Source organism: Neobacillus sp. S1227, from assembly GCF_055385255.1.
This window is the reverse complement of record NZ_AP038276.1, coordinates 3,261,046-3,284,581: the sequence shown is the minus strand read 5'-3', so window position 1 is coordinate 3,284,581 and position 23,536 is coordinate 3,261,046. Positions and strand designations below refer to the sequence as shown.

Genomic DNA, 23,536 nt, shown 5'->3' with positions numbered 1-23,536 from the left:
ATGGTACGTAAACGATATATATTAGATTTAAAAAGGGATATGGAACTAGGGGACAAGTATGTTTTACAAGAGTATGTAAGTGAAGGGACTTTTGGTCAAGTGTGGAGAGCGGTTCGGCGTGATGATAGTCAAACAGTAGCTCTAAAAATACCAAAAAGTCAAGAAAAGGGAGATAAGGCATTAGCAGAGGGGTTGAAGCTAAAGGGGCTCTCTCATCCTAACCTTATTCAAATATATGATATGGGCCGTGTTGACGGATATTTTATTATTGAAATGGAATATTTCGAAGGCCATCCCTTATCCCAAGAGTTAACAAGCACTGGTATATCCACTCTTCGTACTTTCCAAACAGTGTATAAAATATTCGAGAAGATTTTAGATGGCTTAGAATTTATGCACGATTTGAAGATAGTTCATGGAGATATTAAACCGGATAATATATTAATTAAAGATGAGCAAGTGAAGATTACAGACTTTGGGACAAGTCGATTAATTGAAGATATTTTTGTAAAGACAATTGATGGTGCAGGTACATATGCGTATATAGCTCCAGAGGTAGCAAATTCAAAAGAGAGATATTTAAATTCAGATATCTATTCACTAGGAGCCATTCTCTATCAATTCTTAACAGGGCAAACACCGCATGATACTTTTCTGGATGTTATTCATAATAAGCAATTTCCACGTCCAAGAGAATTAAATAAATCCATCCATGAAGAAATGGAGCAGGTAATCCTTAAAGCTTTAGCACGTGATCCGCAGGAACGCTATCATACGGTTACTGAGCTAAGGAATGATTTTGTAAGGGCCGTTGAAAAACACCTCAAGCAAGAAACAAAAGAAAAGTATGTGCCAAAAGCTACCCTTGTTGAAAAAAGGGATGCTCTTGAATTAGCAATAACTAATTGCAAGTTAGGAAAATTTAAGCTTGCAGAAAAGATTCTTCAAACAGAGATTGCAAATGATCATGTATATCCCGACTTACTTCTCCAGTTATCATTCGTTTATTTTAAAACGAATCGTCGTTTTGAGGCGTTAAACACAATAGATAGTATTAATGTAAATGACGTTGAAGAAACTAGAAGAGATAACTTCCTAATCTCGTTGAAAGAATTAAAAGCAAGAATTCTATTCTCAATCAAGAAGTTCGAGGAAGCTCTAAAAATATATCAACAATTAGTACAACAACAACCTAAGTCTATAGATTATCGCTACCGATTAGCAATATGCTATGGCCTTTGCAATCAGGAAGAAAAAGCAATTCAAATATTAGAGGATATAAATCAAGAGACGCCGGGAATTTGGGTCGTTGTTAAAAAATTAGGTCTGGCTTATGAGCAAAAAAGAGAGTACGAAAAAGCTAGGGGATATTTTAAATATGCTTATAGGCTAAAGCCGGATGATGTGGAAGTGAAAGAAAAGTTGGAGAAATATGATTTTTATTTTTAATAAGGAATGTTATGGAAACTCTTCATTCAGGAAGAGCTGAATTTAGTTATAGAAGTCAGGAAAGATAAATCACTTTAGGATGGTGATTTTTGTGGAGAGAAACAATGTCCCTGAACTCGATAAATTATTTCAGGATGTAGGTACTTATCGAAAGAGCTCCGAATTTAATGAGTTAATCAAATTTATTAAGAAGTTCCCGCGTATTGCACCTTACAACGCTATGTTAATACATATTCAAAAGCCTGGTAGCAGTTATGTAGCATCTGCAACAGAATGGAAAAAGAGATATAAACGCACAATTAAACCTGGGGCTAGGCCACTAGTAATACTACGCCCTTTTGGACCTGTAGCATTTGTATTTGAATTGAGTGATACAGAGGGTGATGAACCAATTCCTAAAGAATTAATAAATCCCTTTGGAGTAGAAGGGAAGCTCCCGGAAAAAGTATACCATAATCTCGTAGAAAATCTTATATGTGATGGAATTTCATATTCGGAAGTAGAAAGAGGCACATCGAGTGCAGGGTTCATTCAAACTAATTCAAGTAAAAAGAATGTGCGATTAGTAAGGAATCAAAAAGAAATAATAGTAAAGATTTTATTTGATATTGTAGTAAATAGAAACCATCCAATAGAGACAAGGTTTGCTACAATTATTCATGAACTCGGACATTTATATTGTGGTCACCTTGGTACTCCAGAGCCAAAGTGGTGGAAGGCTAGGATGAATCTCGAATTAAATGAACGTGAGTTTGAGGCAGAAAGTGTATGCTGGATGGTGTGTGAACGACTTGGAATTAAAAATCCTTCTGCAGAATATTTGAGCGGATATCTTAACGAAAATGAATTTATTCCGGATATCAGTGTAGATACGGTATTAAAATCAGTTGCAATGATTGAGTCTTTATTACATAATGTTAAAACTCCCAGAAAAGAATTGGTTTTAAGGACCAGGGAATTACATGAACAACAATCTTTTGATTTATGATTATGCAGGCTTATATTACGAGAAAAGTGGATATGAACTTTTTGTTGTAACACTACTTATTTAAATTCAATAATTTTTGGAATATTTCATTTTGATTTGAAAATGCATTTTAATCACCCATATATCATTAGTGAAGTTAGGAGGTTTTGTGTGAACAATACTAATATATTACTAAAGAAAATAGCCGAGACAATACATTCGTCCAATATTTTATCTGATTTTAATGAAATTTCACCGAGTAATAAATATGATGCTGTTATGATGGAGTGTTGGAATAATACTCAAGAAAATGAAAAAAAACTAAAACAGTTAGCAAATGCACTAACGTCAGAAGGTGTAGCTTTTGTTTTAGTTCCTGCAGCCGTTCTTTTCGGTATGAAACATAAAAGTAACAGAGAATATATAATAAATAATTTTCATATTGAAGGCGTAGTTACTTTAAAAAACACAGTATTTGATTTTGCTTTTATACCAATGGCTTTAATTATTTTAGATAATAAAAATGGAAAGACATGGTTAACTTCCGCCAATAGTATTGAGGAAGTAATAAAATTGGTCATATCAGAAGATCACATAAATCACCAACATAAAATTTATTATACTACATTTGTTGATTCGTCTAATCTTATGCCAGAATTCTACAATGGAGAGAGTAAAAAAATTGATAGTATATTAGATAAGTATGAAACAAAGACACTAGATGAAATAGCTGAATTATTTACTGGGAAAAGTGTTCCTATACAAGAATTAGGTGGAAGTGAGGGAGACTTTTCATATTTAAGAGCACGAAATCTAATAGACGGAAAGATAGTTCCAAGTGAATTTGTGAAAAGTGAATTTGTAGAAAGATATGCTAGGCAAATTTTATTTCCAGGTGATATTCTTGTTTCTAAATATTTTGGTGAGAAACGTATAGCAAAAGTTGAAGAAAGTGATTGTCCAGCAATTGCGTCTAATGGTTTTATTGTTATAAGAGCTCTAGAAATACCAGAAGATTATTTGTACAACTACCTTTGCAGTAGAGCTGGAAAAGTTATTTTTAAGAAACAATTAGAAATGATAGAGACAGGAACCACAATAAGGTCTATTAATTTAAAAAACATCAAAGAATTAAGAATACCTATATTTGATAATGTAACAATGTTTGAAATGATGAACATTGATAAATTGGATAGAAAGGGTTTAAGTGATTTAGCTGAATATATAGATACTAATGTAATTGGAAGTAAGGCTGAAATGATAACTAAAGAAATGTTTCTTTCAGTTGGATGGGATGAAAATGATATCATTTCTAATGATGGTAATCTAGCTATTAATCTTAGAGCGGGTAAGAAATATATACCGGACATAGTTTTAAAGAATGATAAAGAAGTGGTTGCTATTGTAGAAGTAAGGGTATCCAATAGAATGACCTCTCCCGAATGGTTAAATAGGATTACGGAACTACAACAATGTAAAGATGTCCCACTTTTCATTCTTACGAATTTAAACAAGTTTGACCTGTATTTAACCCAGACGAATAAGAAGGTTACAGTTCAAACTATACCTTCCAAAAATCATCTTCTTGAGTTGATTGAAAGTGAGGGAAGTAACAAATGAATGAAGACTTATTATTTATTTTAGATGTTATAGGAGAAATTGATGGAAAACTAGAAGTTCTAGAAGCCATTGAAAAGAAGCTAGATGGACACGGAGTCACTCTTGATGGAATCAGTCGAGAAGTGGAAGGGCTTCAAAGTTACAGAAAAAGAATTGAAGAGAAAATAGATAATATAGGAAAACAATTATCAGATTTACTAATAAGTTTTGATGAACTCAAAACCGAGACCCGTGGATTTGAAGAAAAGATAATCTTGATGAATTTGAAATTAGAGCGTATCGAACAACACATAGATGCGGAAGATTTGGAAGATTATTATTTGCTAAGCCAGAGCAACTATTGTAATTGGGATATGCTCGATGATTTAACTCGTAAATTTATTCCTATAGCTGAGTACCTTTTCTCTAAATTGCAGAAGCTAACTGATGCAGATTATTCTCCAGTAATTCTAGAGTTATGTAGGGCAATAGAGAATGAGTTTTTACTTAAAGTTTTTAAAAAATACACTTTGGATTTAATTTGTAGACAAGGCACTAATATTCATAGATTTCTAGTAGCTGATAGTGCTAATAAAAATACAAGAATATTCGCAAAGGCAGTTAAAAAGGCACAAAGAACACAAAAGCCTGAATATACTTTAGGGCAAATGAATACGATTCTATCATTGCTCAAACGAGCAGATGTATTGGGGAATAGCCCCCTCCTTCAAGATTTTGATGCCTATTTATCGAGAGAATATGATTCAGGAAATCTTTTGAGTGCTACTTATATGGCAAAGATAAGTCAGATTGTAAATGATTATCGAAATCCATCAGCACACCCAGAATACATGGATTTTGAAAAGGCTAAAGAGTGTAAAGAAATTATGCCTGACAGGATAGACTACTTATTAGATTGTTTAATGGCTTAAAAACCTGTTAATAAATAATAGAATAGAAATTAAAAGATGTAACAGCTGTAATGATCGATAATCTCAAAGATAGGGATTGGATAGCATATATTCTACTGTTTAGAAATATGAGATCTGATGCAAATTGTATGATTATTATGAGTTGGTGACTAATATGAGTACCTGTATTCAATATTTACACTTCCAATTCATTTTACACAATTTTTACACATCACTACAGCCAATTCTTATTAAAAAGGTATTTCTAAACTATTTTCGACCCCGACCACCGGTATTGAAAGGAAAGAAATGTATCCAACTCGCTTTAAACAAACAAGGAACCGTACTTTTTTAGCTTTTTTTGGTTTTCTAAATTAGCCAAATGAATTAACAGAAAAGTACCCTAATGCCTTCAAAAAATCCAGCCAGTCATGCCATTATGTATAGCCATTAATGACAGTATGGGGGATCAAAAAAGGATTCTTCAAGGTTATCTGTACTATTTTCGTACTCCCGTGCCTGAACCCAAAAGATCTTGCTTCACAGAATTACTTCACAAATATCACTAATGAAAGTGTCAATTATTCTAAGAATAGTTGGCTCTTTTTTGTTTTTGCCATACAGATGCACCTAAGTTTGGGTGGTATCGCATGTCCAATTTTTACTTATTTTTAATTTGTTTAGGAGAATAAATCCAGTTTCGCCAATTTTGGTCATTCTAAATTCCATAAAACTGTTAGAATTGACATAAAGAGAGTTGAAGAGGGATACCGAAGGTTAAGTGCATCTAAGTAAATTTAACTAAATTTTATTTAAAGAAACAGGATTATTATCCTATTATAACGAATATGTTATATATTTCGTTTTACAAAATAATTAAAAATTCATTTGATGAAGATAAATTTTTAAAAATTTATCCAGAAGTATTTACGCAATGAAGGGATTGGGGAATATTTATGGCTTTTTTACAGTGTAGTTGTGGTTCGTTGTTAAAGGGGTTTCAATTTAGTCGTCGCGTGTTATCGAAAGGCGAATATAGATTAGTAGAATATAGAGTGGGCGCAGCACTATCACCCAATCAGTGGCAGAACCTAGATGATTCGACGGGCTGGCTCGAGCACTGCCCAGAGGGGGTTTATTGTCCCAAGTGTCATAGTGAAATTGGGTTGGACCCTCAAGAAAGTGCTGTTTTAGTAGACAAACGAATTCCAGGGGTTAGTTCTAGCGAATTTAACTCATCGGAAATTATCAACCGTTTAACTGAATTGAGCAAAAAAGAACGGGCTGAAGTTTATGTACATTCGATTCCAGAGTCTGAGCCTGTGTATGGAACCATTACGGAACAACTGCCTGAAAGCCTAAATGCTGCGTTGAAAAGGATGAATATCACCTCATTATTCACACATCAGGCGGATACCTATAATGCGGTAAGGGAAAAGAAGGATGTCGTATTGGTCACGCAAACCGCATCGGGAAAAACGCTTTCCTTTAATTTGCCAGTGCTGCAAGGCTTGCTCGAAGACCCTGATGCCCGGGCTTTATACATCTTCCCAACTAAAGCACTTGCTGACGACCAGGTTGAACAACTGTATCGTTGGACGGAAGAAATCGTCCCTGATGAGGAATTGGAGCAAGATGAGTGGTTTGAGCGGACGATTAAATTAGGCTCAAGCTATCTTACCTATGGCCGGCTTGATGGCGATACACCGCCAGGCTCCAGAAAACGGCTGATCAAAAATGGGCGGATTCTTTTTACTAACCCGGATATGATCCATCATTCTTTGCTTAAGCAGGTGCAAGGTAATTATCAATCAGCTTCACAGATTGTCAATCTATTAAAAAATCTAAAATATATCGTAATTGATGAGATGCATTTATACAGAGGAGCGTTTGGCAGCCATGTGTCTCTTGTCCTTCGCAGGTTGCAGAAAGTTTGCGAGGAACTGGGCAATCCCAACATTCAGTTCATTATTTGTTCAGCGACGATTGACAAACCGGAAGTGCTGGCAGTAGAGCTGACGGGCAAACAGAATTTTGCGCTAGTTGACAATGATGGCTCTGCCAAAAGAAATCGGCATATTGTGTTTTGGAATCCTGGCGTCACCTTGGATACTGGCGAGCGGAAAGCTCCTGTATCTGATGCGTTATCCATTGCCGAAAATATCCTTGTTCACGATAAACGCGTCATCCGCACCATTATGTTTCAGGGTTCCCGCTTACAGGGAAAGGTTACCGCCAGGTCGATGAAGGATGTTTTACGGAAAAAATTGCGCTTGAATCGGGAAAGTGTCAGTGGTGTTCAGCTAGCGGCTTTTTATAATGGCATGCTGGCCGTAGATGAACGGAAACAGGTGATTCATGCGATTAAACGCAGTGATGTCCATCTGGTGATTGCAACCAACGCGCTTGAGGTTGGAATTGATATTGGCCATTTAAGCTTCGCAATTCTTAGCGGTTATCCCGGAAGCAAAGCGGCTTTTTCCCAGCAAATTGGCCGAGTTGGTAGAAACGGAGAAGGCGTAGCAGTGATGCTTTTTGAGGATGAGCCGCTTCAGCAGTACTATATGCAAAATCCGAAAATCTTTTTGGAGAAGCCGCCGGAGGTTGTCAGAATCGACCCGAAAAATGAAAGCTTATTAAAATTGCATTTACAGTATCTTCAGGAGGAATTGGGACGTGACCTTACTATTGAAGATATCCTGTTTTTTGTGAATGACCAGCGGCTGGCCGACCTGCTATTGGGTGAAATCCCAGCAGGAGAAATAGGAGAAAGATGCAACCTGCGATCTGGCTCCACTATCAATTACAAGGTTGTCACTAACAAACAGCATGAAGTGCTTCTTGATAACGTGGATGAATGGACCGCTCTTCGTGATTTTCATGAAGGCGCTGTTTATTGGAATGCCAACGAAAAGGGTTATCGTGTCGACAGTATTAATCGGAAAAAACATGAAATTATTGTAGCTCCGATTAGAGGCGAGTTAGAGTACTATACACAATCCATGTTTAAGGATTCTATCAGTATTGCGGACGAGCAGCAGACCATTGATATGGACGAAATGGTCCAATCCACTGGTGTCTTAAACATCAAACGCTCTGTTTTCGGGTTTGCGAAAAACTATTTTGGCAAAAAAATTCAAGAAAAAGTAGCCCTCGACAATCCGCTGGTCGCTAATTTTGAATCAGAAGGCTTTTGGATCGTTTTAGGGGAAGACATCATTAATGAATTGAAACTTACGCTTGGCTCTGACTGCACCCAGGAAAAGCTGGACGGGTCGATTCGGGCAGCCGAGCACGTCCTATTGTCGGTCATCCCGGATACAATTATTTGCGATGGCAACGACATTTCCAGTTTCTCCGGCTTGTCGATGTCTGGGTTTGGCAATAACCCGGTCATTGGATTCTTCGGTAATCAATCAGGCGGTATGGGGGTAACGAAAGCCATTGGAGAGCACCTCGATAGGCTTTCTGTCAGTGCCTTGAATTTATTGGAAACCTGCTCCTGTGTGGGAGGTTGTCCTTCCTGCATCCAATATCCTGGGAAGGATAATGATCATTTATCCAAAGTCGGGGGAAGACAAGTACTCAAAATAATTGCGGAAAGTGTTACAAGTAATGGAGCGGAGGTTTAGATATCATGCCGTTAGTTTGTTTAAACTGTCACGATTCAACTGCTAGACAAGTTAACTTTTTTCAAATTAGCAGAAAGTATAAAGATACACCTTATAAAAGAGAAATTAAACAGCCTAGCAACGGTATTCATCTGCATCAGTGGGATGAATGGGATGGGCTGCTGCTTGAGGATGGAATCTATTGTCAAGGCTGTCAAACCATCATTAATGAAGAGTTTCTGACTCCAGATGAAAAAGTTATGTTCAAAGATATCCGCATGGAGACTTGGTCTTTTAAGGATTACCCTATTCAGGATGTCATCGATGGGGTAAAAAAGGTGGGAGCGAAATTAGGCTCCACTGTCGAACAATATTCAGTTCCGGCAAGGGAAGCGACTTTTGGAGATTTGGAGAAACCTTTGCCTGAGATTCTGACGGAAAAATTAGCACAAAAAGGAATCGCCCAATTATACTCTCATCAGGCGGACGCGATTAACAAGGTACGAAATGGGGAAAATGTGGTCATTACTACGGGAACCGCTTCCGGTAAATCCATGGTCTATACAATTCCTATTCTTGAGTCATTTATTGAAAATGATGATTCAACCGTCTTATATTTATCACCATTAAAGGCGTTAACACGGGATCAGCTTCAGTCATTGGATACATTTGATGATGAGAGTAGTTTAACAGAATCATCTTTCGGTTATAAAACGATCAAACTTGGCGATAAAAAGATTGGTGCCGGAGTCTTAGAGCGAGGGTCTGATTCGGTAAAGGAATTAACTTATCAAAGCGCCCGATACTGGTTAACCAATGTTCATTTTTTGCATTTCCTACTTAGAGGACCTGCCCATTACCATAAGAATAAACAATATTGCCGAAGGTTTTTCAAAAATTTAAAATATGTCATTATTGATGAACTACATGCCTATAACGGGGTATTGGGCTCCAAAGTGGCGATGCTGATGCGCCGGCTGCGGAACGTATGCAAGGCATTGGGGAATACCGATTTACAGTTTATTGCCTGTTCCGCATCGATTGGAAATCCAAAAGAATTAGCGGAGGAAATAACTGGGCTGAAGGGGAGGAATGGATTTTCCTTAATTCAACAGGACGGAAGCCCCTCCTATGAACGGGAAATATTATTATGGAATCCCGGATTGCTTGAGCAAAAATCCGATAACCGAACAAGAAGAGCGCCGATTACAGAGGCCCTTGAAATTCTTAAATCCATTGCCGGAACATACAAAATGCTGCCTAAAACGATTTTCTTTTACGGAAATCGTAGGGCTACTACGACAGCCAGCTTTGATTTAAATAATGCGATTCGTTCGAGGTTGGCGGAGGTAACGAATGGGGTGGACATACCATCCGAACTTTTCTCACCTTTTCATGCGCAGTTGAACGCATACAAAAAGCAGGAAATCATGGATAAATTGAAAAAGGGCGAATTGGTGGGGATTGTCTCGACCTCCGCACTGGAAATGGGCATTGATATTGGCGATTTGAATCTGTGCTTCATGATCGGCTATGCGGGAAGCAAGGCAAGCTTCCTGCAACAGGCCGGGCGTGTCGGTCGAAAAGGACCTGGCCTCGTCATTCAAATTTTCCAAGAGGATCCGTTGGAGCAATATTATGCTGCCAATCCGAAGGAATTCATGGAACGGGAAGCGGAACATGTCACCATTGATGTCTCCAACCCCAATATTGTCTCAGAACATTTGCAATATGCCACACATGAACTGAACGGGACCATCTCCTCACCGCATAACTTTTTTAAAGTTTCCGCTGCCCGGAAAGCGGATGGTTTTCTCGAAAAGATGAAGGAAGTGTCAAAAGGTACATGGAAATTAGTGGACCCGGAAATCAAGTATAATTTCCTATTAAGCAGCGGCAAATTGTACAATGTGATTCACAATCAAGGACTAACGAATGAAACCCTTTATGAAGGGGTCGATGAGCGGTCGTTACTGCGGGATTATCATTTGGGTGCGGTATTCCTCTATAATCAGAAGACTTATAAGGTGACCAGAATTTTACACAGCAAAAATGAAATTTGGGCACTTCCCATAAAAGCTGACTATACCACTAGATCGCAAATCTTTGATTCCTTTCATGTGCTGGAGGTCGTAAAGGAAAACACCATTCATGATTTGGTCAAGCTTGGCCAAGGCCAAGTGGAAATTACCAGACATTTGTTTGGTTATAAAAAGGTACAGTTATTTGGCGGGGGAACTTCGGAACTCATTCAAGAGAGTAATATGTACCCGGTTCGGTATACAACGGAAGGTTTATGGGTGCAGTTTCCGGGAGGAGTCTCGGAAGGTGCGCTGCATGTCGTTGAACATGCAATTGCCTCAGCGATTCCGACGATTGTCAAATGCTCTCACAGTGATTTCTCCTTGATGTCGTCAACAAACTCAAAGGAATTTGACAACAAGCCTACAATCGTTTGTTATGAAACGGGAGGTGGCGGTGCCGGTATCATGGAAGCGATCGAAGAACGGATGCTTCATATTTTTAAAAAAGGATTAGGAATTCTGAAGGCATGTCCATGTGCAAACGGTTGTCCAAACTGTACTCATTTGACCATCTGTGAGAAAAACAACGAACCGCTGGATAAAGCGGGTGGTATTCAATTACTGGAGGAATTTCTAACGGTTAGTAAACTTCATGTTTCGAATACCTAGAGATAACAATGGTCTCAATATTAGTGGCAGGATTATAGGGGTAGAAGAAGAACTTCAAAAGTTTTTGAAAAAGGAGAAGGTAAAATGCTCTTAAATAATGTCAGATGGATAACATCCGAAACCAAGAAAATTTATCAGGCTACTGTAGACTCAGAACGTTTAATGGAATATCTGGAAGAGAAGCTGATGCAGACTGACCTAGTAAAAATGATCAGTGAAGACCCAAATCCTAAAAGGGGATATGGTGTACTCTATTACTATTACTCTGTTAAACCAAGAAAAAGGTTACTATCTGCCGCACCACGAAGAAATAATAGTTATATTCATGTTGTCCTATTCAATCATCTACAAAGTCAAGATACCCTTCAACAAAATGGATTTACAATTGGAAATGCAGATGTTGATCCGGATATATTAGTAAAAAGTAAGGAGGAAATAGACATCCTTGTCTACCTCCTTAAAAAGAATTTGCGAATATCCTAGAGATGTAGGTTTTAGGATTTCATTCTTGGAGAAAGTGGTGCCTGCACTTCAGATTTTTAAGCTAATACTATCGAGAAAAGTAAATGAACGAATTACAAGTATTTAGTGAACTACATAAATTTTTTAATGGGTTAGATGTAATGAATTGTACGCTCGCGCCCATGAGATTAAACGTTACTGGGAAATCTAAGGGTGGTACTTGTAACCACCCTACTTTTGTCGTGGAGCAAGAATGCTGGACAAAAGTAAGGAATTTTGTAAACTGCTAGTTTTTGAATATGTAAATAATTTGGGAAGAAGGAACCGCATATGGAAGTGGTGAAGGAGAGGGCTTTATCTAACCAGAAACAGGTATTTCAAAAATATTTGTTTCCTATTACAATTACTTCATCAATGTTAATTTCAGGTTTAACCGGATATACAGCTAGTCAAGCAGTTGTAAACAATAGTGTTGGTGACCCAACAGAGTTAAATACCATGAAGAACCAAGTAAAGGAAGCTAGAAATAATTCGTTAAAAGTAATAGAAACAGAAATACCTAAAATAATTAGCGATCTAGAAAAATATAATCAGGATATAAATTTATTAGTTGAAAATGTTAAGTGGCTAAAAGAAAATATAGCTCCTATAAGGGATGTAATAGGCAAAGTTGACTCAGTAAATAATGTCGTTAAAGGAGTCAACGCTTTTGTTGATCTTTCTATTGTAAATAACATAAGCACTAAGTTAGATTTAGCGCAGACTCAACTTGATGAAATTGATAGCGTATTAACTGAATTGGAGAAATTAACAGTTATTAAACAAGAGATGAGTGACTCCTATCAAAAGTTAAATTTATTATTTGAAAAATATCAAAAAGAAAAAAGCACGGAACAGTTATTTCAAATTGAACAAGAGTTAAACTCTAACTTGATATATCAGATTGAAGATTTAAGGAATACTACTATAGAAGCTCAAAAAGTTTTTGAACTATCTTCACATGTATTAATTACAGTAAATAAAGCTAGATCCCTTTATATTTCAATGCAGGAAATGGGGAAAGATACGCTTAATGCAATTCAGTTTTGGAATGAAAATGAAGACAGTTCTGAAAGTGGGGCAAATATAAAAGAAAGTTTAAAAAAGGAATTAGATGCTACCAAAAAGAAGATTCAAAAGCTACCTAATGAATTAGATAAACGATCCAAGAGTAGTATTACCTCAATAAGCAATGTTCAAAAAGAACTACAAACTATAAAGATAGCAGAAATGATTAGTAGTGAGTGAAGGGGAATAACCATCTTTTAATATATTTTTCTCACTCATTCTTTATGAACCAGCAAATATTCTGAATGATATGGTCCAGTGACCTTGTGGTAAACTCTCTTGAGGTTTCTATTCCAATTGCATCAAACATTTCGATAAGAAATATAAACAGTGAAGAGGAAAAAGCAGCCTGGGGAAAACTGGTTGAATCGGAACCGGAATAAGGCATACACTGTTACTGACGTTCTATTTTGGCAAGAAATTGACGGTATCATTTGTCCTAAATCTGACGGAAATTTTGACCGAAAGAAAGGGGAAGACCTTAGCTTCCCCTTCAATTAAATATCAACCTGATAGGTTTCGTTTTGTTTCAAATAAAATTTTGTATCATTCCTACCGGCGATAATATACCAATCTCTTCCGAGTTCCAAACGACAAGAAAGCTTCCTTCCATCTCCGAGGTGAAGATCAAACCAATCGCCACAGCGCACCTTGTAGCCTGTATTATCACCCCAGAAGACCACCCAACAATCGAAATCCTCATTATACTTCATTTCTTTCCAGCGGTTCGTCATGACAGTTCACCCTGAATGACATGCTTAATCATATGATCATCAATAATCCGACGGCCATTTTGAGCTCCATAAAGAAGGCTGTGTGTACATACTTTATTAATAAGCCTTGGGGTTCCGCCAGAAAATCGATGAATTTCCTCCAAAGCACCATCTGAAAAGATTTGTTGGTCAATTCCTGCATATTCTAGATGTCGTGAGACATACGCATCTACTTGTGCACGATCATAGTGACTTAATTTGAACTGAATATCAATTCTTTGACGTATGGCAGCGTATGATTGAAGACGCAGACGATCCCATAATTCACTTTGGCCCACAAGGATAAGGGCCATTGGGCTTTGTGCATCCATCTTAAAGTTGAGTAAAAATCTAACTTCCTCAAGCATTTCGCGATCTAAAAGGTGTGACTCATCAACCACGACAACAGGCTGAATCCCATGAATGCCTCTCATCAATTCGATTTCTCGATGAAGCTGCCGTTTGGCATCGCCTCTATAAAACTTCGATTCCGATCCTAGCTGCTCTAATAATCCTTTATAAAAATGTCGAGGCGTTAGCTTTGAGTCGGATAAATATAGTATTTGAAATTTCCCATGATCCAGGCCATCTACAAATTTCCGAATCGTGGTTGTTTTCCCTGTACCACAATCACCAGTTAAAACGGCAAATAGCTGCCTTTCCGCGGTATACTTTAAGCGACCTAAAACCTCTTGCATCGTAATGGAATCATAAAGTTGAGCAGTAGGTACATCTCTTGTAAAAGGGGTATTATGCATTCCATAAAATGCTTCAAACATCCTCGCCGTCCTCCTTCCAAACAGCACGGAAAGATAGGGCTGGAGCTTGTTCAATCTTTCTTTCTTGATGCTTCTGTTCGGCTGCTTTAAGTAGTCTGGAAGAGTCTGCTTCAAGTGATTGAAGGTGTGAAGGCAATGTTGGACGCCTTCCGGCTCTTTCCCCAATCACAAGCTTTTTTGCTCTCCAAGGGGAATAACCCTCGTATTCAATTGTTAACTCCTCCAAATCCGCAGGATCATAGACAACATCTACTTGACGACCAATAAAAGAAAGGCCAACTTCATATTTCTGATCCATAAAACTAATGCATCCAGACTTATCTACTTTCCTCGTCTCACAATGCAAGAAAGCATTCGCTAGTTTATCAGGATCAATAAACCGAAGTGCTTTTTTATCACTTCGAAAAGCAGTTTCAGGGCTAATGTTCTCGCCAAGAGCGGAGTGTGACTTATTTTGATAACACTCTGAAAGCCATACTTGAAAAAGCTCATTCAATCGATCTAAAGAATTGGGCCTTTCTAGGGCAGCTTCACCTAAGAAGGAATCTACGACTCTATTGAAGCGTTCTACTTTACCTTTTGACTCAGCCGCATACGGTTTTGCATAGATTAATCTTGTCCCTAATTTGGAACATGTGCGAGACATCCACTTGGTTCGATATTGTTTACCGTTATCGAAATAAACGGCATCAGGGACGCCGTATTTTTGTATGGCGTTTCGAAACGCATCCTCTATAATCCTGGAATCAAGGGTAGGATAGAAGGCTCCATGTAGAATAAATCGAGTCGCATCGTCTATTATAGCGACTAAGTAGACCTGCTTCTTCGTGCCATTTGGTCCAATAGGCAAATAAGGTCCAAATTTTATATCCGATTGCCAAAGCTGGTTACGAAAACGCTTTTGAAATCGTCTAGCTGCTACTCCTGTTTGGGAGTAGAGCCTCATTTGACGTGAACTGTATCCTCTTTCAGTTAACTTTTCTTGAAGAGTTGAACGTTTTAGCTGACCTGGTGTAGCCAAGCCCTCCCACTCAAGTATTTGAATAATTTGTGCAACACTTCTAGTAGGAGCTTCTTTTCGAAGGAGAATCGCCTGGTCCAACAAATACGAGGGAATGGCCTCTTTTTTCATTTTACCCGAGATTCCTTTTGGTTTTAGCCCTTCAAAACTTTCGTTACGATATTGCTCAAGGTAACGCCGAATGGTTCTTTCAGAAAGACCGCTGGTCTTACATATATGGTTTTTCAATTCCTTTGCTTTTCCAGCATCTACCCCTTCGGCCAACAGAGGGGAAATGAGCTGGAACCTTTGTACTGCGATTTCTTCTGCCTTTTTTTGATCTCTCATGATAACACTCCTCTACATATGTGATTATCATGAGTGTAAATCAGCTATCTTCGGACAAGAATGCAGAACGGGTCTGTACCCATAAATTAAAATTCACAATTGGACGGACAATTCTCTCCAGCCATCTGGGGGCATTCCCTACCAGTCGTCCTATTCTATGAAGTGCAGTCTCTGAATTTGCGGACGTCAAATCCAAAGGGATCTTATCCTGTTTAGTTCGAAGCACAATGGATAAGAGGCAATTAGCCCAGTAATCTACGAAATAATTAAACCAATCAAACCAACGAAATAAAGTAGATTCATCAGCTGGAACATCATGTGTAGAAGGGTTCGTAAGAACCGACTCTATACACTCTGCCTTATATCTCTTATATGGAACTAAGAAATCTGGTAATTCATGATGAATCCGGCCGCATTGATCACACCCTAATCGCCGAATATTATATACTTTTGTCTCTCCAGAACTTTCTCTTGATTTTCTTCCTCTAGTACCAATTACGCTCATGCTTTTCCTGCAACAGGGCGAAGGAATCCTCCCCGCACCTCTAACCAAAAACTCCATTGTTTTCAATTAATTTATAATCTGATACAATAATCATATGGGTTTTTTAGGGGACGTCTCCTGTATATCTGTTGGCGCAGATATACATTATGGGAGGCGTCTTTTTCCTTTCTCCAGAATTATAAATGTCGAAATGTTTCGAATTATGTATACATGGACATTATAACCGTCTAATTCTGGACAGGCAACACCGTCAACTTTCGGTCATTTTGGAAAGGCAATAACAATACACTTTGAATCAGTCGTCGGTTTGGCACATTAGGCCAGAAAGGTGGAGAGAACCGCTTAAATGTTGCCATTTCACGGGCAAAAACGCAAATCCATATTGTTACCAGCATTGAACCAAGTGAGCTGGATGTCACTAATTCTAAAAATGATGGACCTAAGCTGCTCAAGAGTTATCTGGAATATGCAAAGGCTGTTTCAAACGTTAATAAAGAAGAAGTAGAAGCAGTATTGATGAAGTTAAATGAGGATTTAAATACTAAGAAGCAAGGAATAAAACACAGGTATTTGATTCTCCATTTGAGGAGTAGGTTCTGCAGAAGGTGTAGAGATTGAATTTAGGGATGCTGGATTTCCAGTATCCTTTTTTAATTTGCATTTTTTAATTACTTATAAATTTTCAAGGAATTCATTGAAACGTATGTTCTCTTGAGGACTTGTGAGTGATATACTATAAGTGCAATAGAATAGGGTTTCTCAAGGGTGGTCGGCACACCCCTAAACAGAAAGGGGGGTGATGCTGTGTGACAGTTTTTGAGTCTTTAATGTTTGCGATTGGATTTGCTGGCTTAATCGTAAGCATTCTGTCATTTAACCGAAAAAAATAACCCACCCTTGAGTTGACGGCTCGGGTGGATTATCCTACCAATATGCCGATCCCCTGCTGAGGGATCCGTCTATTGCTGGACCGGACATGTTACCGCATGTTCGGTCTTTTTTAATTTATTCTGTACTTGTTTATATTATAACTGAAGTTTAATAAAATGAAACAATTTATTATTATTTCTGCAAACCAAAATGATAGGAAGTAGGTGTTATCATAGTTAGCTATGTTGCAACTGGAACCGCGTAGGGTCTAACAGAAAACCGATGGGATCGTTTCCAATGGCCTTTGAAATTTTTCTTAATTGCTCCGCATTTTGCAATTTATTGTTAAAGGATGATACCTTACCAGGGATTGTGAGTATTTTGTCATTTCGAAGTATCAGATGAGTATTAAAATAATAGCCGTTGGTTCTAACAATATGATTTGGATTAAACCACATGGCATCCTCGTTTTTGGCTGATTTGGTGGCAAAGATGCAAATGTTATGTATTGGATCCACCTGGATAGGGCACATCGGGATATTCCCTAGGAGCGCTTTGGCGTTGGCAATCGCGCTGTTTAAGTCAAAACCAATACATCTGATGGTATCTGCTATTATTTCTAATGGAGAACGGTCTACAACCAGTTTTCTGTGTAATTCTTCAACAAGAGTGCAGCACTTACCATTTCGGTCATTATAACCTGACATGTGAATAAAATCAGGTTTGATAATATAGTATTTTTCAATATCCAAAGGATTTTCGCTCCTTAAAGGTTTTTTGATTGATTAATCTTTGAAAAAAGGTATACTATCAATAAGTTAGTTTGCGGCTAACTTATTAGACCAAGAGTACCGTCTGTCCTGGACATTTACTCTTGGTTTATTTTTTTGCTGCTCACATTTACCTCACCTCCCAGCAAAAACACATTTGCATAACATGATAAAAAGAACCTAGAGGAATCACTATAACTATACGACTATTCCAAAAGAATATAGGTATAGTTGTTTGAACGTGGTGAATAAAGAGCGGAACTCAGTATGTTCACTTAAAGTAATTATTTAATAAATTTTTTTACAGATAGCTGAATCATTGGATGAAAATTTATTGTTATTTTCAAAAAATATTTACAAATAAAAAATAACACAAAAAATTACACAATTGGGATTATTTTAATGCCTAATTCGTAACTTTTTGTGTCAAAAACAGTCGATTTATGTCTTGTTTGTTTGTTTGTGAGAATATTAAAATAATTGCATCATTTTACTTGCTATTCAGGTTCATGCTTTCACTTTTTAACGTTAAAATTAGTTTCTTCTTTTTCAGAAATGCGATAAAATTCTGCGGCTTCTTTAATTTCCTTTACAAGTTCTTCGGGTTCCATCTGTCAACCTTTCCTAAGTTTAAAGACAATAAATAGTGATGGACCTTTTTTATTTGTCTCTAAATCACTATCCAGGTTGCTGTCATGAGCAAGCTCCTCCTGTGTTATCCCTTTTTCAAAACAAATCCTTTTAATCACTTCACCTATGTAAATGGCCTTTTCTTTTCTCAGGAGAATTCTCCTTTTTAAGACCATTACATAATTAGAATGTAAAATGCGCCACGGGCTATAGCCGACAGAAACGTAGTATTGCTAAATTTTGTACCAAAGTTATTATAAAAATAATCTATTAAAGTTTGTCTTCATAATAAGCCAATAACATACTATGAATCCAGGAATCATTAGCCATAGGCCCCGGTATAACACCATGTTCTACGTCAAGCTCATCATAAAATCGGCGCATAAATTTATTCTGCAAAACACCATAAAAGTAGGCGATTGGATTTCTGACAGCTTTAGTGAATTTTAATTTGCGAATCAGCTGTTTAAATGCTTCAATAGCAATCTCAAGAATCTGATCTGTTTCGTTTTCACTGTTATATTTATAGGCAGCAATTTGCGTCATGTGCCAGAATTCCTCAATGGTCTTTGCGTCAGAATAAAAGTACTTTACCAGCTGGACAAATTCTCTTGGAACACGATTGCTAACATAGCTATGATCTAATTCCAACGGTTCTTCTTTACGTTTATTATTCTTTTGATCTTTTTCAGTTTTTAAAAGATTACTAGTTTCTATTGGCTGGTTCATTTTTTCTGGTTTAGGTGGTTCATTTGTAGGAAAACGATTAAAAACATACAGGTTGCTAGTTTGTGAGCCGTTTTTTCTCTCTGTTTCATATACGGTGATGATTCCGAATTCCTTCGCTTTTAAGACCATCCGTTTAAAGGTTGAACGGGAAATGCCATTGTCGTGGAATTCCGCGTGAATGGCCTTCAGAAGGGTTCCGATTTTGGCATTGCAGACACCAGGGATCTTTGCGGCAAATCGGACGAGACGCTTTAAGCCTACTAGTTCTCCTTTGGAGAAGTCGGCCTTGTGATCAAGCAGCCACTGTTCGATGTGGTGGTTAAACTCAGTGAGACTAGTAAATTGAGAAAACTCGTTAAAGTGTTCAATACTGGCTGATTTTAAACTCATATGTATGCGCCACCCTTATGATCGTTTGTATATGGCCATTCATCTTTTCTATGATTCTGGCACCTTTACGATATCGGGTTTGGCAGAAAGAGTCGAATTCACTCATTTCCAATTTGGAGCGAATTTGGGTAGGAAAATGCGATTTTCGGCTCCAAATTGGAAATGAGAAGGCCAATTTCACGATTTTCGTACCGATTTGATAGTTTTTTAATTCGGGAGGAAAATGGAAGATGGAGGGGGAAATGGAATAGAAAGTAACTATACCTTTGAAACACTGGTAGGATAGAGCAGAATAACAATGAGTAGTAACAGGGATTCAACTTACCAGCTACGGTTTAGTTTAAGTCAACGTTGAGTAAAGTAATAAAATTTGGATGTTGCATAATTTTTCCCTTTGGTTATTACGTGTCTCATAGGCTATACCTACTATAATTTTGCCGGGATTGCGCAAGTAAAATGTGAAACTTTTTGAAAATAAAACAGTATATTGTATTGGTACTTTTTCGAAGGGATGGGCAGGGATGAGTATTTTGGCAAGATTTAAAGATATTATGAAAAGCAACATCAATGCGTTGTTGGATATGGATGAAGACCCAGAGAAGTTAATTGATCAGTATGTGCAAAATTTGCAAATGGATTTAGGAAAAGTAAAAGCAGAAACGGCGTCGGTGATGGCGGAAGAGCAGCGGGCAAAACGGCAGCTGGATGAGTGCCAGGAAGAGATGGATAAAATGGAGCGCTATGCAGCAAAGGCACAGGAGGCAGGCAATGAGGGCGACGCAAGGAAGTTCCTCGAGAAAAAAGCGCTGCTGACAGCCAAGTTATCAGAACTTCAACATGCACACCTGTTGTCATCTCAAAACTCCCTGCAAATGAAGCAAATGCATGATAAACTAATGAAAGAAATTGAAGAATGGGAGCACGCTAGAAGATCCTGATTGCAAAATGGTTTGTGGCCATTTTATGTTTTAATAAAGGGGTGAGGGGATATGATCCTTCATTATAAATGCCCCGGCTGCGGGAGTGATATGAGCTTTGATGCAGAGTCAGGAGATTTATCCTGTGAAGCTTGCGGCCGGCATGAAAATATTGAAAATTATCCGGATGAATTGAAGTCACTGCGATTTTCAGAGGATGAAGCAAAGGAGTACCATTGCGAGAATTGCGGGGCCGTGCTCATCACTGACGCGGAAACGGCAGCGACCCATTGCGGCTTCTGCGGTGCGGGTGTGGTGATTGCCGACCGATTATCTGGAGATCTGGCACCGGCAAAGGTCATACCTTTTTCCATTAGCAAGGAACAGGCAACAACGGCGTTTCAAAAATGGTGCAGAAAAGGGTTGCTTACCCCAAAAGGCTTCATGACTGGTGACAGAATCAAAAGTATGACAGGACTGTACGTCCCTTTTTGGCTGTATGACTTAAATAGCAAGGTCCAGGTAAAGGCAACAGGCACAAGGGTCAGAACCTACACTCAGGGTGATTATATTTATACGGAAACGAAATATTATGATGTTTTTCGAGATATTAATCTTGATTATGTCAAAATTCCTGTTGATGCATCGGAAAAGATGAATGATGAATTAATGGATAAATTGGAGCCTTACCCGTATGACCAATTAAAGGACTTTAAAACCCCGTATTTGGCTGGCTATCTGGCCGAGAAATACAATTATTCAGACGAAGAGCTGCTCCCACGGGCGAAAGACAAAATCGATGGGTATATAGAATCTTATATTCAATCTACATTATCAGGCTATCATTCTATCAGGATAACGGATCAGCAGATTGATATAAAAAACCGAAAAAGCGATTATGTTCTATTGCCGGTATGGCTGGTAAGTTATGATTATAACCATTCCAATTATCACTTTGCGATGAATGGACAAACGGGCAAAGTAGTCGGCAAACCGCCGATTAGCAAGGGTAAAGTCGCTTCGTGGTTTAGCGGTATTGCCGTGGGCACCTTCTTTGCGCTAAAATGTGTCGCCTATTTTATGGGAGGTGGCTTTTGGTGAGTGTGAATTATTTTCGAAAACAAGGACTTCTTTTCTTGTTATTGATTCTTCCGCTGGTGCTGCCATTCGGGTTCCCTCAGACTGCGAAAGCGCAAGAATTTGATCGGACGAATTATATTTATGATCATGCTCAGTTGCTGACGGAAGCTGAAGTTGCAGAATTGCAAACATTGGCGGCGGAATTGGGAGGACAGAGTGAAACCGCTTTTATCATCATTACGTTGAATGGCTCGGATGGGAAGGACATCGTCCAGTATGTCGAGGATTTCTATGATGAAAATGCTCCCGGCTATGACCAACCTCATGGAAATACCGCGATCTTAGCAATTAATATGGGAGAGAGGGATATCTACTTGGCTGGGTTTAAAAAAGCCGAGCAGTATTTGAATGATGAAAGGCTTGATCAGATTCGCAATCAAATTACTCCAGATTTATCGGCTGGGCATTATTTTCAAGCGTTTTCACAGTTTTTAAATACTTCGTATGAATACATGGGCCAAGAGCCAACCAGTGTCTCCGATGGATACACGGACTATGGGCCCAGAGGCGATTATGATGGGCAAAACAGCTATGAAAACACTAATGTGGAAAACATCTTTTTTCAATGGTGGTTTCAACTCATTTCCTCCCTTGTTGTGGCAGGTATCGTGGTGACCATCATGGCTTATCGCTCCGGGGGAAGAGTCACGGTCAATGCCCAGACGTATATGGATCATGATAAATCCAGAGTAATTGGAAAGCATGATACCTTTACCCATCAAACCGTGACACGGCAAAGAAAACCGTCCAATAATACCAGCAGCGGCGGTGGTGGAATCACTGGGGGCGGTCACTCGCACAGCGGCAGCAGAGGCAAGTTCTAATAAAGTGGAGGGGAGTAGATATCGATGTCTTTTTTTAAGAATCAATTTGCAAATGTAGTAGAATGGCAGGAATTTCGCGATGATATGATTTTCTATAAATGGAGCAATCGTGAAATTAAAAAGGGGAGCCGTTTGATTATTCGTCCCGGCCAGGATGCTATCTTTTTCAACAATGGAAAAATCGAAGGGGTTTTCCAAGACGAAGGTGAGTATGATATTGAATCGCAAATCATTCCCTTCTTATCGACTTTAAAGGGGTTCAAATTCGGCTTCAACAGCGGCATGCGGGTGGAAGTGCTATTTGTAAATACGAAGGAATTTGTCGTGAAATGGGGTACACAAAACGCAATCAATATTCCGGCGCCGGGGCTTCCGGGCGGGATGCCAATCCGGGCAAACGGAACGTTTAATTTTAAAGTGGCGGATTATATTGCGTTAATTGATCAAATTGCCGGCGTACGCGAGCAATACTTGGTGGAGGATGTCAAAATTCGCATCACCTCTGCCCTGGACCAGCTTTTGATGAAATGGATTACAAAAGAAGGAAAGGATATGTTCAATCTACAGGCCAATTCCTTCGATATTTCCAGAGGTATTCAGGATGATTTGGATATGCAAATGTTAAAAAGCGGCATCTCGGTGACCGGATTCAATGTGATGAGCTTCAGCTATCCAAAAGAGATTCAAGACCGAATTAATAAAAATGCTTCGCATGGCATGGTCAGCGATGTTGGCCGCTATCAGCAAATTGAGCTCACAGATGGCATGGCTTCGGGAAAAATGAGTGGCGGCGGGGCAGCATCAGATATGGCCGGGATGATGATGGGGATGAATATTGCGGGTAAAATGCTGAACCAAATGAACCAGCAACCCCAGAATCAACCGGCACCGCCTTCGTCAGATGCACCAGCGTCGACAGAAGGGCAAAAGCGTCCGAACTTCTGCCCCAATTGTGGGACAAAAAACGAAGGATCTAATTTCTGTCCCAACTGCGGAAAAAAACTTGTTTAAGGCCACAGGGTCAGACCCCCAATTCGCTAAAGCTTTAACGCGATGGGGGTCTGACCCTGTGATATAGGTTTA

The 23,536-nt window shown here is 38.6% G+C and carries 19 protein-coding genes and 1 pseudogene; 13 read left to right on the top strand and 7 right to left on the bottom strand.

Features of this window, described 5'->3' with window-relative positions:
• The 9 genes from ACZ5AE_RS16425 to ACZ5AE_RS16385 all read left to right on the top strand — a co-directional run bounded on the left by ACZ5AE_RS16425 (position 1) and on the right by ACZ5AE_RS16385 (position 13,182).
• Positions 1-1,449 (top strand): protein kinase domain-containing protein, encoded by a 1,449-nt coding sequence (locus ACZ5AE_RS16425; RefSeq protein ID WP_464565601.1) that lies wholly within the window; start codon positions 1-3, stop codon positions 1,447-1,449.
• A 91-nt stretch (positions 1,450-1,540) separates the two neighbouring features.
• Positions 1,541-2,437 (top strand): ImmA/IrrE family metallo-endopeptidase, encoded by an 897-nt coding sequence (locus ACZ5AE_RS16420; RefSeq protein WP_464565599.1) that lies wholly within the window; start codon positions 1,541-1,543, stop codon positions 2,435-2,437.
• A gap of 150 nt (positions 2,438-2,587) precedes the next feature.
• The gene (locus tag ACZ5AE_RS16415) at positions 2,588-4,036 is read left to right on the top strand and encodes a restriction endonuclease subunit S (RefSeq protein ID WP_464565597.1); all 1,449 of its coding nucleotides are present in this window, start codon (positions 2,588-2,590) and stop codon (positions 4,034-4,036) included.
• Positions 4,033-4,947: a hypothetical protein gene (locus ACZ5AE_RS16410; protein ID WP_464565595.1), complete on the top strand. Its 915-nt coding sequence runs from the start codon at positions 4,033-4,035 to the stop codon at positions 4,945-4,947. Before ACZ5AE_RS16415 ends, ACZ5AE_RS16410 begins: the two co-directional genes overlap by 4 nt.
• Positions 4,948-5,942: 995 nt before the next feature.
• On the top strand, positions 5,943-8,558 hold the full coding sequence (locus ACZ5AE_RS16405) for a DEAD/DEAH box helicase (RefSeq protein ID WP_464565593.1): 2,616 nt from the start codon (positions 5,943-5,945) through the stop codon (positions 8,556-8,558).
• Positions 8,559-8,563: 5 nt separating this feature from the next.
• Positions 8,564-11,230 carry a DEAD/DEAH box helicase gene (locus ACZ5AE_RS16400; protein WP_464565591.1) on the top strand — a complete coding sequence of 889 codons (2,667 nt, stop codon included), beginning with the start codon at positions 8,564-8,566 and terminating at the stop codon, positions 11,228-11,230.
• A gap of 84 nt (positions 11,231-11,314) precedes the next feature.
• Positions 11,315-11,713, top strand: a complete 399-nt coding sequence (locus ACZ5AE_RS16395; protein WP_464565589.1) for a hypothetical protein — start codon at positions 11,315-11,317, stop codon at positions 11,711-11,713.
• Between the two features lie 309 nt (positions 11,714-12,022).
• Positions 12,023-12,979, top strand: a complete 957-nt coding sequence (locus tag ACZ5AE_RS16390) for a hypothetical protein (protein ID WP_464565587.1) — start codon at positions 12,023-12,025, stop codon at positions 12,977-12,979.
• A gap of 65 nt (positions 12,980-13,044) precedes the next feature.
• The gene (locus tag ACZ5AE_RS16385; protein WP_464565586.1) at positions 13,045-13,182 is read left to right on the top strand and encodes a hypothetical protein; all 138 of its coding nucleotides are present in this window, start codon (positions 13,045-13,047) and stop codon (positions 13,180-13,182) included.
• A 114-nt stretch (positions 13,183-13,296) separates the two neighbouring features.
• Here the strand turns inward: ACZ5AE_RS16385 and ACZ5AE_RS16380 are convergent, their stop codons facing one another.
• The 7 genes from ACZ5AE_RS16380 to ACZ5AE_RS16350 all read right to left on the bottom strand — a co-directional run bounded on the left by ACZ5AE_RS16380 (position 13,297) and on the right by ACZ5AE_RS16350 (position 19,572).
• On the bottom strand, positions 13,297-13,533 hold the full coding sequence (locus tag ACZ5AE_RS16380; protein WP_464565583.1) for a DUF5348 domain-containing protein: 237 nt from the start codon (positions 13,531-13,533) through the stop codon (positions 13,297-13,299).
• On the bottom strand, positions 13,530-14,330 hold the full coding sequence (locus ACZ5AE_RS16375) for an ExeA family protein (protein ID WP_464565581.1): 801 nt from the start codon (positions 14,328-14,330) through the stop codon (positions 13,530-13,532). Before ACZ5AE_RS16375 ends, ACZ5AE_RS16380 begins: the two co-directional genes overlap by 4 nt.
• Positions 14,323-15,678, bottom strand: a complete 1,356-nt coding sequence (locus tag ACZ5AE_RS16370) for a DDE-type integrase/transposase/recombinase (protein WP_464565579.1) — start codon at positions 15,676-15,678, stop codon at positions 14,323-14,325. The genes ACZ5AE_RS16375 and ACZ5AE_RS16370 overlap by 8 nt, the downstream gene beginning before the upstream one ends.
• A 40-nt stretch (positions 15,679-15,718) precedes the next feature.
• Entirely contained in the window at positions 15,719-16,240 is a 522-nt protein-coding gene (locus ACZ5AE_RS16365) for a DUF6431 domain-containing protein (protein WP_464565577.1), read from the bottom strand.
• A 1,049-nt stretch (positions 16,241-17,289) separates the two neighbouring features.
• Positions 17,290-17,805: a competence protein ComK gene (locus ACZ5AE_RS16360; protein WP_464565575.1), complete on the bottom strand. Its 516-nt coding sequence runs from the start codon at positions 17,803-17,805 to the stop codon at positions 17,290-17,292.
• Positions 17,806-18,437: 632 nt separating this feature from the next.
• Positions 18,438-18,629 (bottom strand): helix-turn-helix domain-containing protein, encoded by a 192-nt coding sequence (locus ACZ5AE_RS16355; protein ID WP_464565573.1) that lies wholly within the window; start codon positions 18,627-18,629, stop codon positions 18,438-18,440.
• Between the two features lie 94 nt (positions 18,630-18,723).
• Positions 18,724-19,572, bottom strand: coding sequence for a hypothetical protein (locus tag ACZ5AE_RS16350; RefSeq protein ID WP_464565571.1), 849 nt, complete (start codon positions 19,570-19,572; stop codon positions 18,724-18,726).
• A gap of 521 nt (positions 19,573-20,093) precedes the next feature.
• On the opposite strand from ACZ5AE_RS16350, the pseudogene ACZ5AE_RS16345 reads away from it, so the two are divergent.
• From ACZ5AE_RS16345 to ACZ5AE_RS16330, 4 genes and pseudogenes are all read left to right on the top strand, one after another.
• Positions 20,094-20,530 (top strand): annotated as a pseudogene (locus ACZ5AE_RS16345) (PspA/IM30 family protein); the annotation flags it as partial.
• Positions 20,531-20,561: 31 nt separating this feature from the next.
• On the top strand, positions 20,562-21,590 hold the full coding sequence (locus tag ACZ5AE_RS16340; protein ID WP_464565569.1) for a TFIIB-type zinc ribbon-containing protein: 1,029 nt from the start codon (positions 20,562-20,564) through the stop codon (positions 21,588-21,590).
• Complete coding sequence (locus tag ACZ5AE_RS16335; RefSeq protein ID WP_464565567.1) at positions 21,587-22,453, top strand: TPM domain-containing protein; 867 nt, start codon at positions 21,587-21,589, stop codon at positions 22,451-22,453. Before ACZ5AE_RS16340 ends, ACZ5AE_RS16335 begins: the two co-directional genes overlap by 4 nt.
• A gap of 24 nt (positions 22,454-22,477) precedes the next feature.
• Entirely contained in the window at positions 22,478-23,464 is a 987-nt protein-coding gene (locus ACZ5AE_RS16330) for an SPFH domain-containing protein (RefSeq protein ID WP_464565565.1), read from the top strand.
• Positions 23,465-23,536: the final 72 nt, after the last annotated feature.

Bases quoted from the DNA above. Each gene is read 5' to 3' on its own strand.
- ACZ5AE_RS16365 (WP_464565577.1), bottom strand. From the start codon at position 16,240: ATGGAGTTTTTGGTTAGAGGTGCGGGGAGGATTCCTTCGCCCTGTTGC.
- ACZ5AE_RS16425 (WP_464565601.1), top strand. From the start codon at position 1: ATGGTACGTAAACGATATATATTAGATTTAAAAAGGGATATGGAACTA.
- ACZ5AE_RS16380 (WP_464565583.1), bottom strand. From the start codon at position 13,533: ATGACGAACCGCTGGAAAGAAATGAAGTATAATGAGGATTTCGATTGT.
- ACZ5AE_RS16400 (WP_464565591.1), top strand. From the start codon at position 8,564: ATGCCGTTAGTTTGTTTAAACTGTCACGATTCAACTGCTAGACAAGTT.
- ACZ5AE_RS16340 (WP_464565569.1), top strand. From the start codon at position 20,562: ATGATCCTTCATTATAAATGCCCCGGCTGCGGGAGTGATATGAGCTTT.
- ACZ5AE_RS16355 (WP_464565573.1), bottom strand. From the start codon at position 18,629: ATGGTCTTAAAAAGGAGAATTCTCCTGAGAAAAGAAAAGGCCATTTAC.
- ACZ5AE_RS16370 (WP_464565579.1), bottom strand. From the start codon at position 15,678: ATGAGAGATCAAAAAAAGGCAGAAGAAATCGCAGTACAAAGGTTCCAG.
- ACZ5AE_RS16395 (WP_464565589.1), top strand. From the start codon at position 11,315: ATGCTCTTAAATAATGTCAGATGGATAACATCCGAAACCAAGAAAATT.
- ACZ5AE_RS16330 (WP_464565565.1), top strand. From the start codon at position 22,478: ATGTCTTTTTTTAAGAATCAATTTGCAAATGTAGTAGAATGGCAGGAA.
- ACZ5AE_RS16375 (WP_464565581.1), bottom strand. From the start codon at position 14,330: ATGTTTGAAGCATTTTATGGAATGCATAATACCCCTTTTACAAGAGAT.
- ACZ5AE_RS16385 (WP_464565586.1), top strand. From the start codon at position 13,045: ATGATATGGTCCAGTGACCTTGTGGTAAACTCTCTTGAGGTTTCTATT.
- ACZ5AE_RS16410 (WP_464565595.1), top strand. From the start codon at position 4,033: ATGAATGAAGACTTATTATTTATTTTAGATGTTATAGGAGAAATTGAT.
- ACZ5AE_RS16390 (WP_464565587.1), top strand. From the start codon at position 12,023: ATGGAAGTGGTGAAGGAGAGGGCTTTATCTAACCAGAAACAGGTATTT.
- ACZ5AE_RS16350 (WP_464565571.1), bottom strand. From the start codon at position 19,572: ATGAGTTTAAAATCAGCCAGTATTGAACACTTTAACGAGTTTTCTCAA.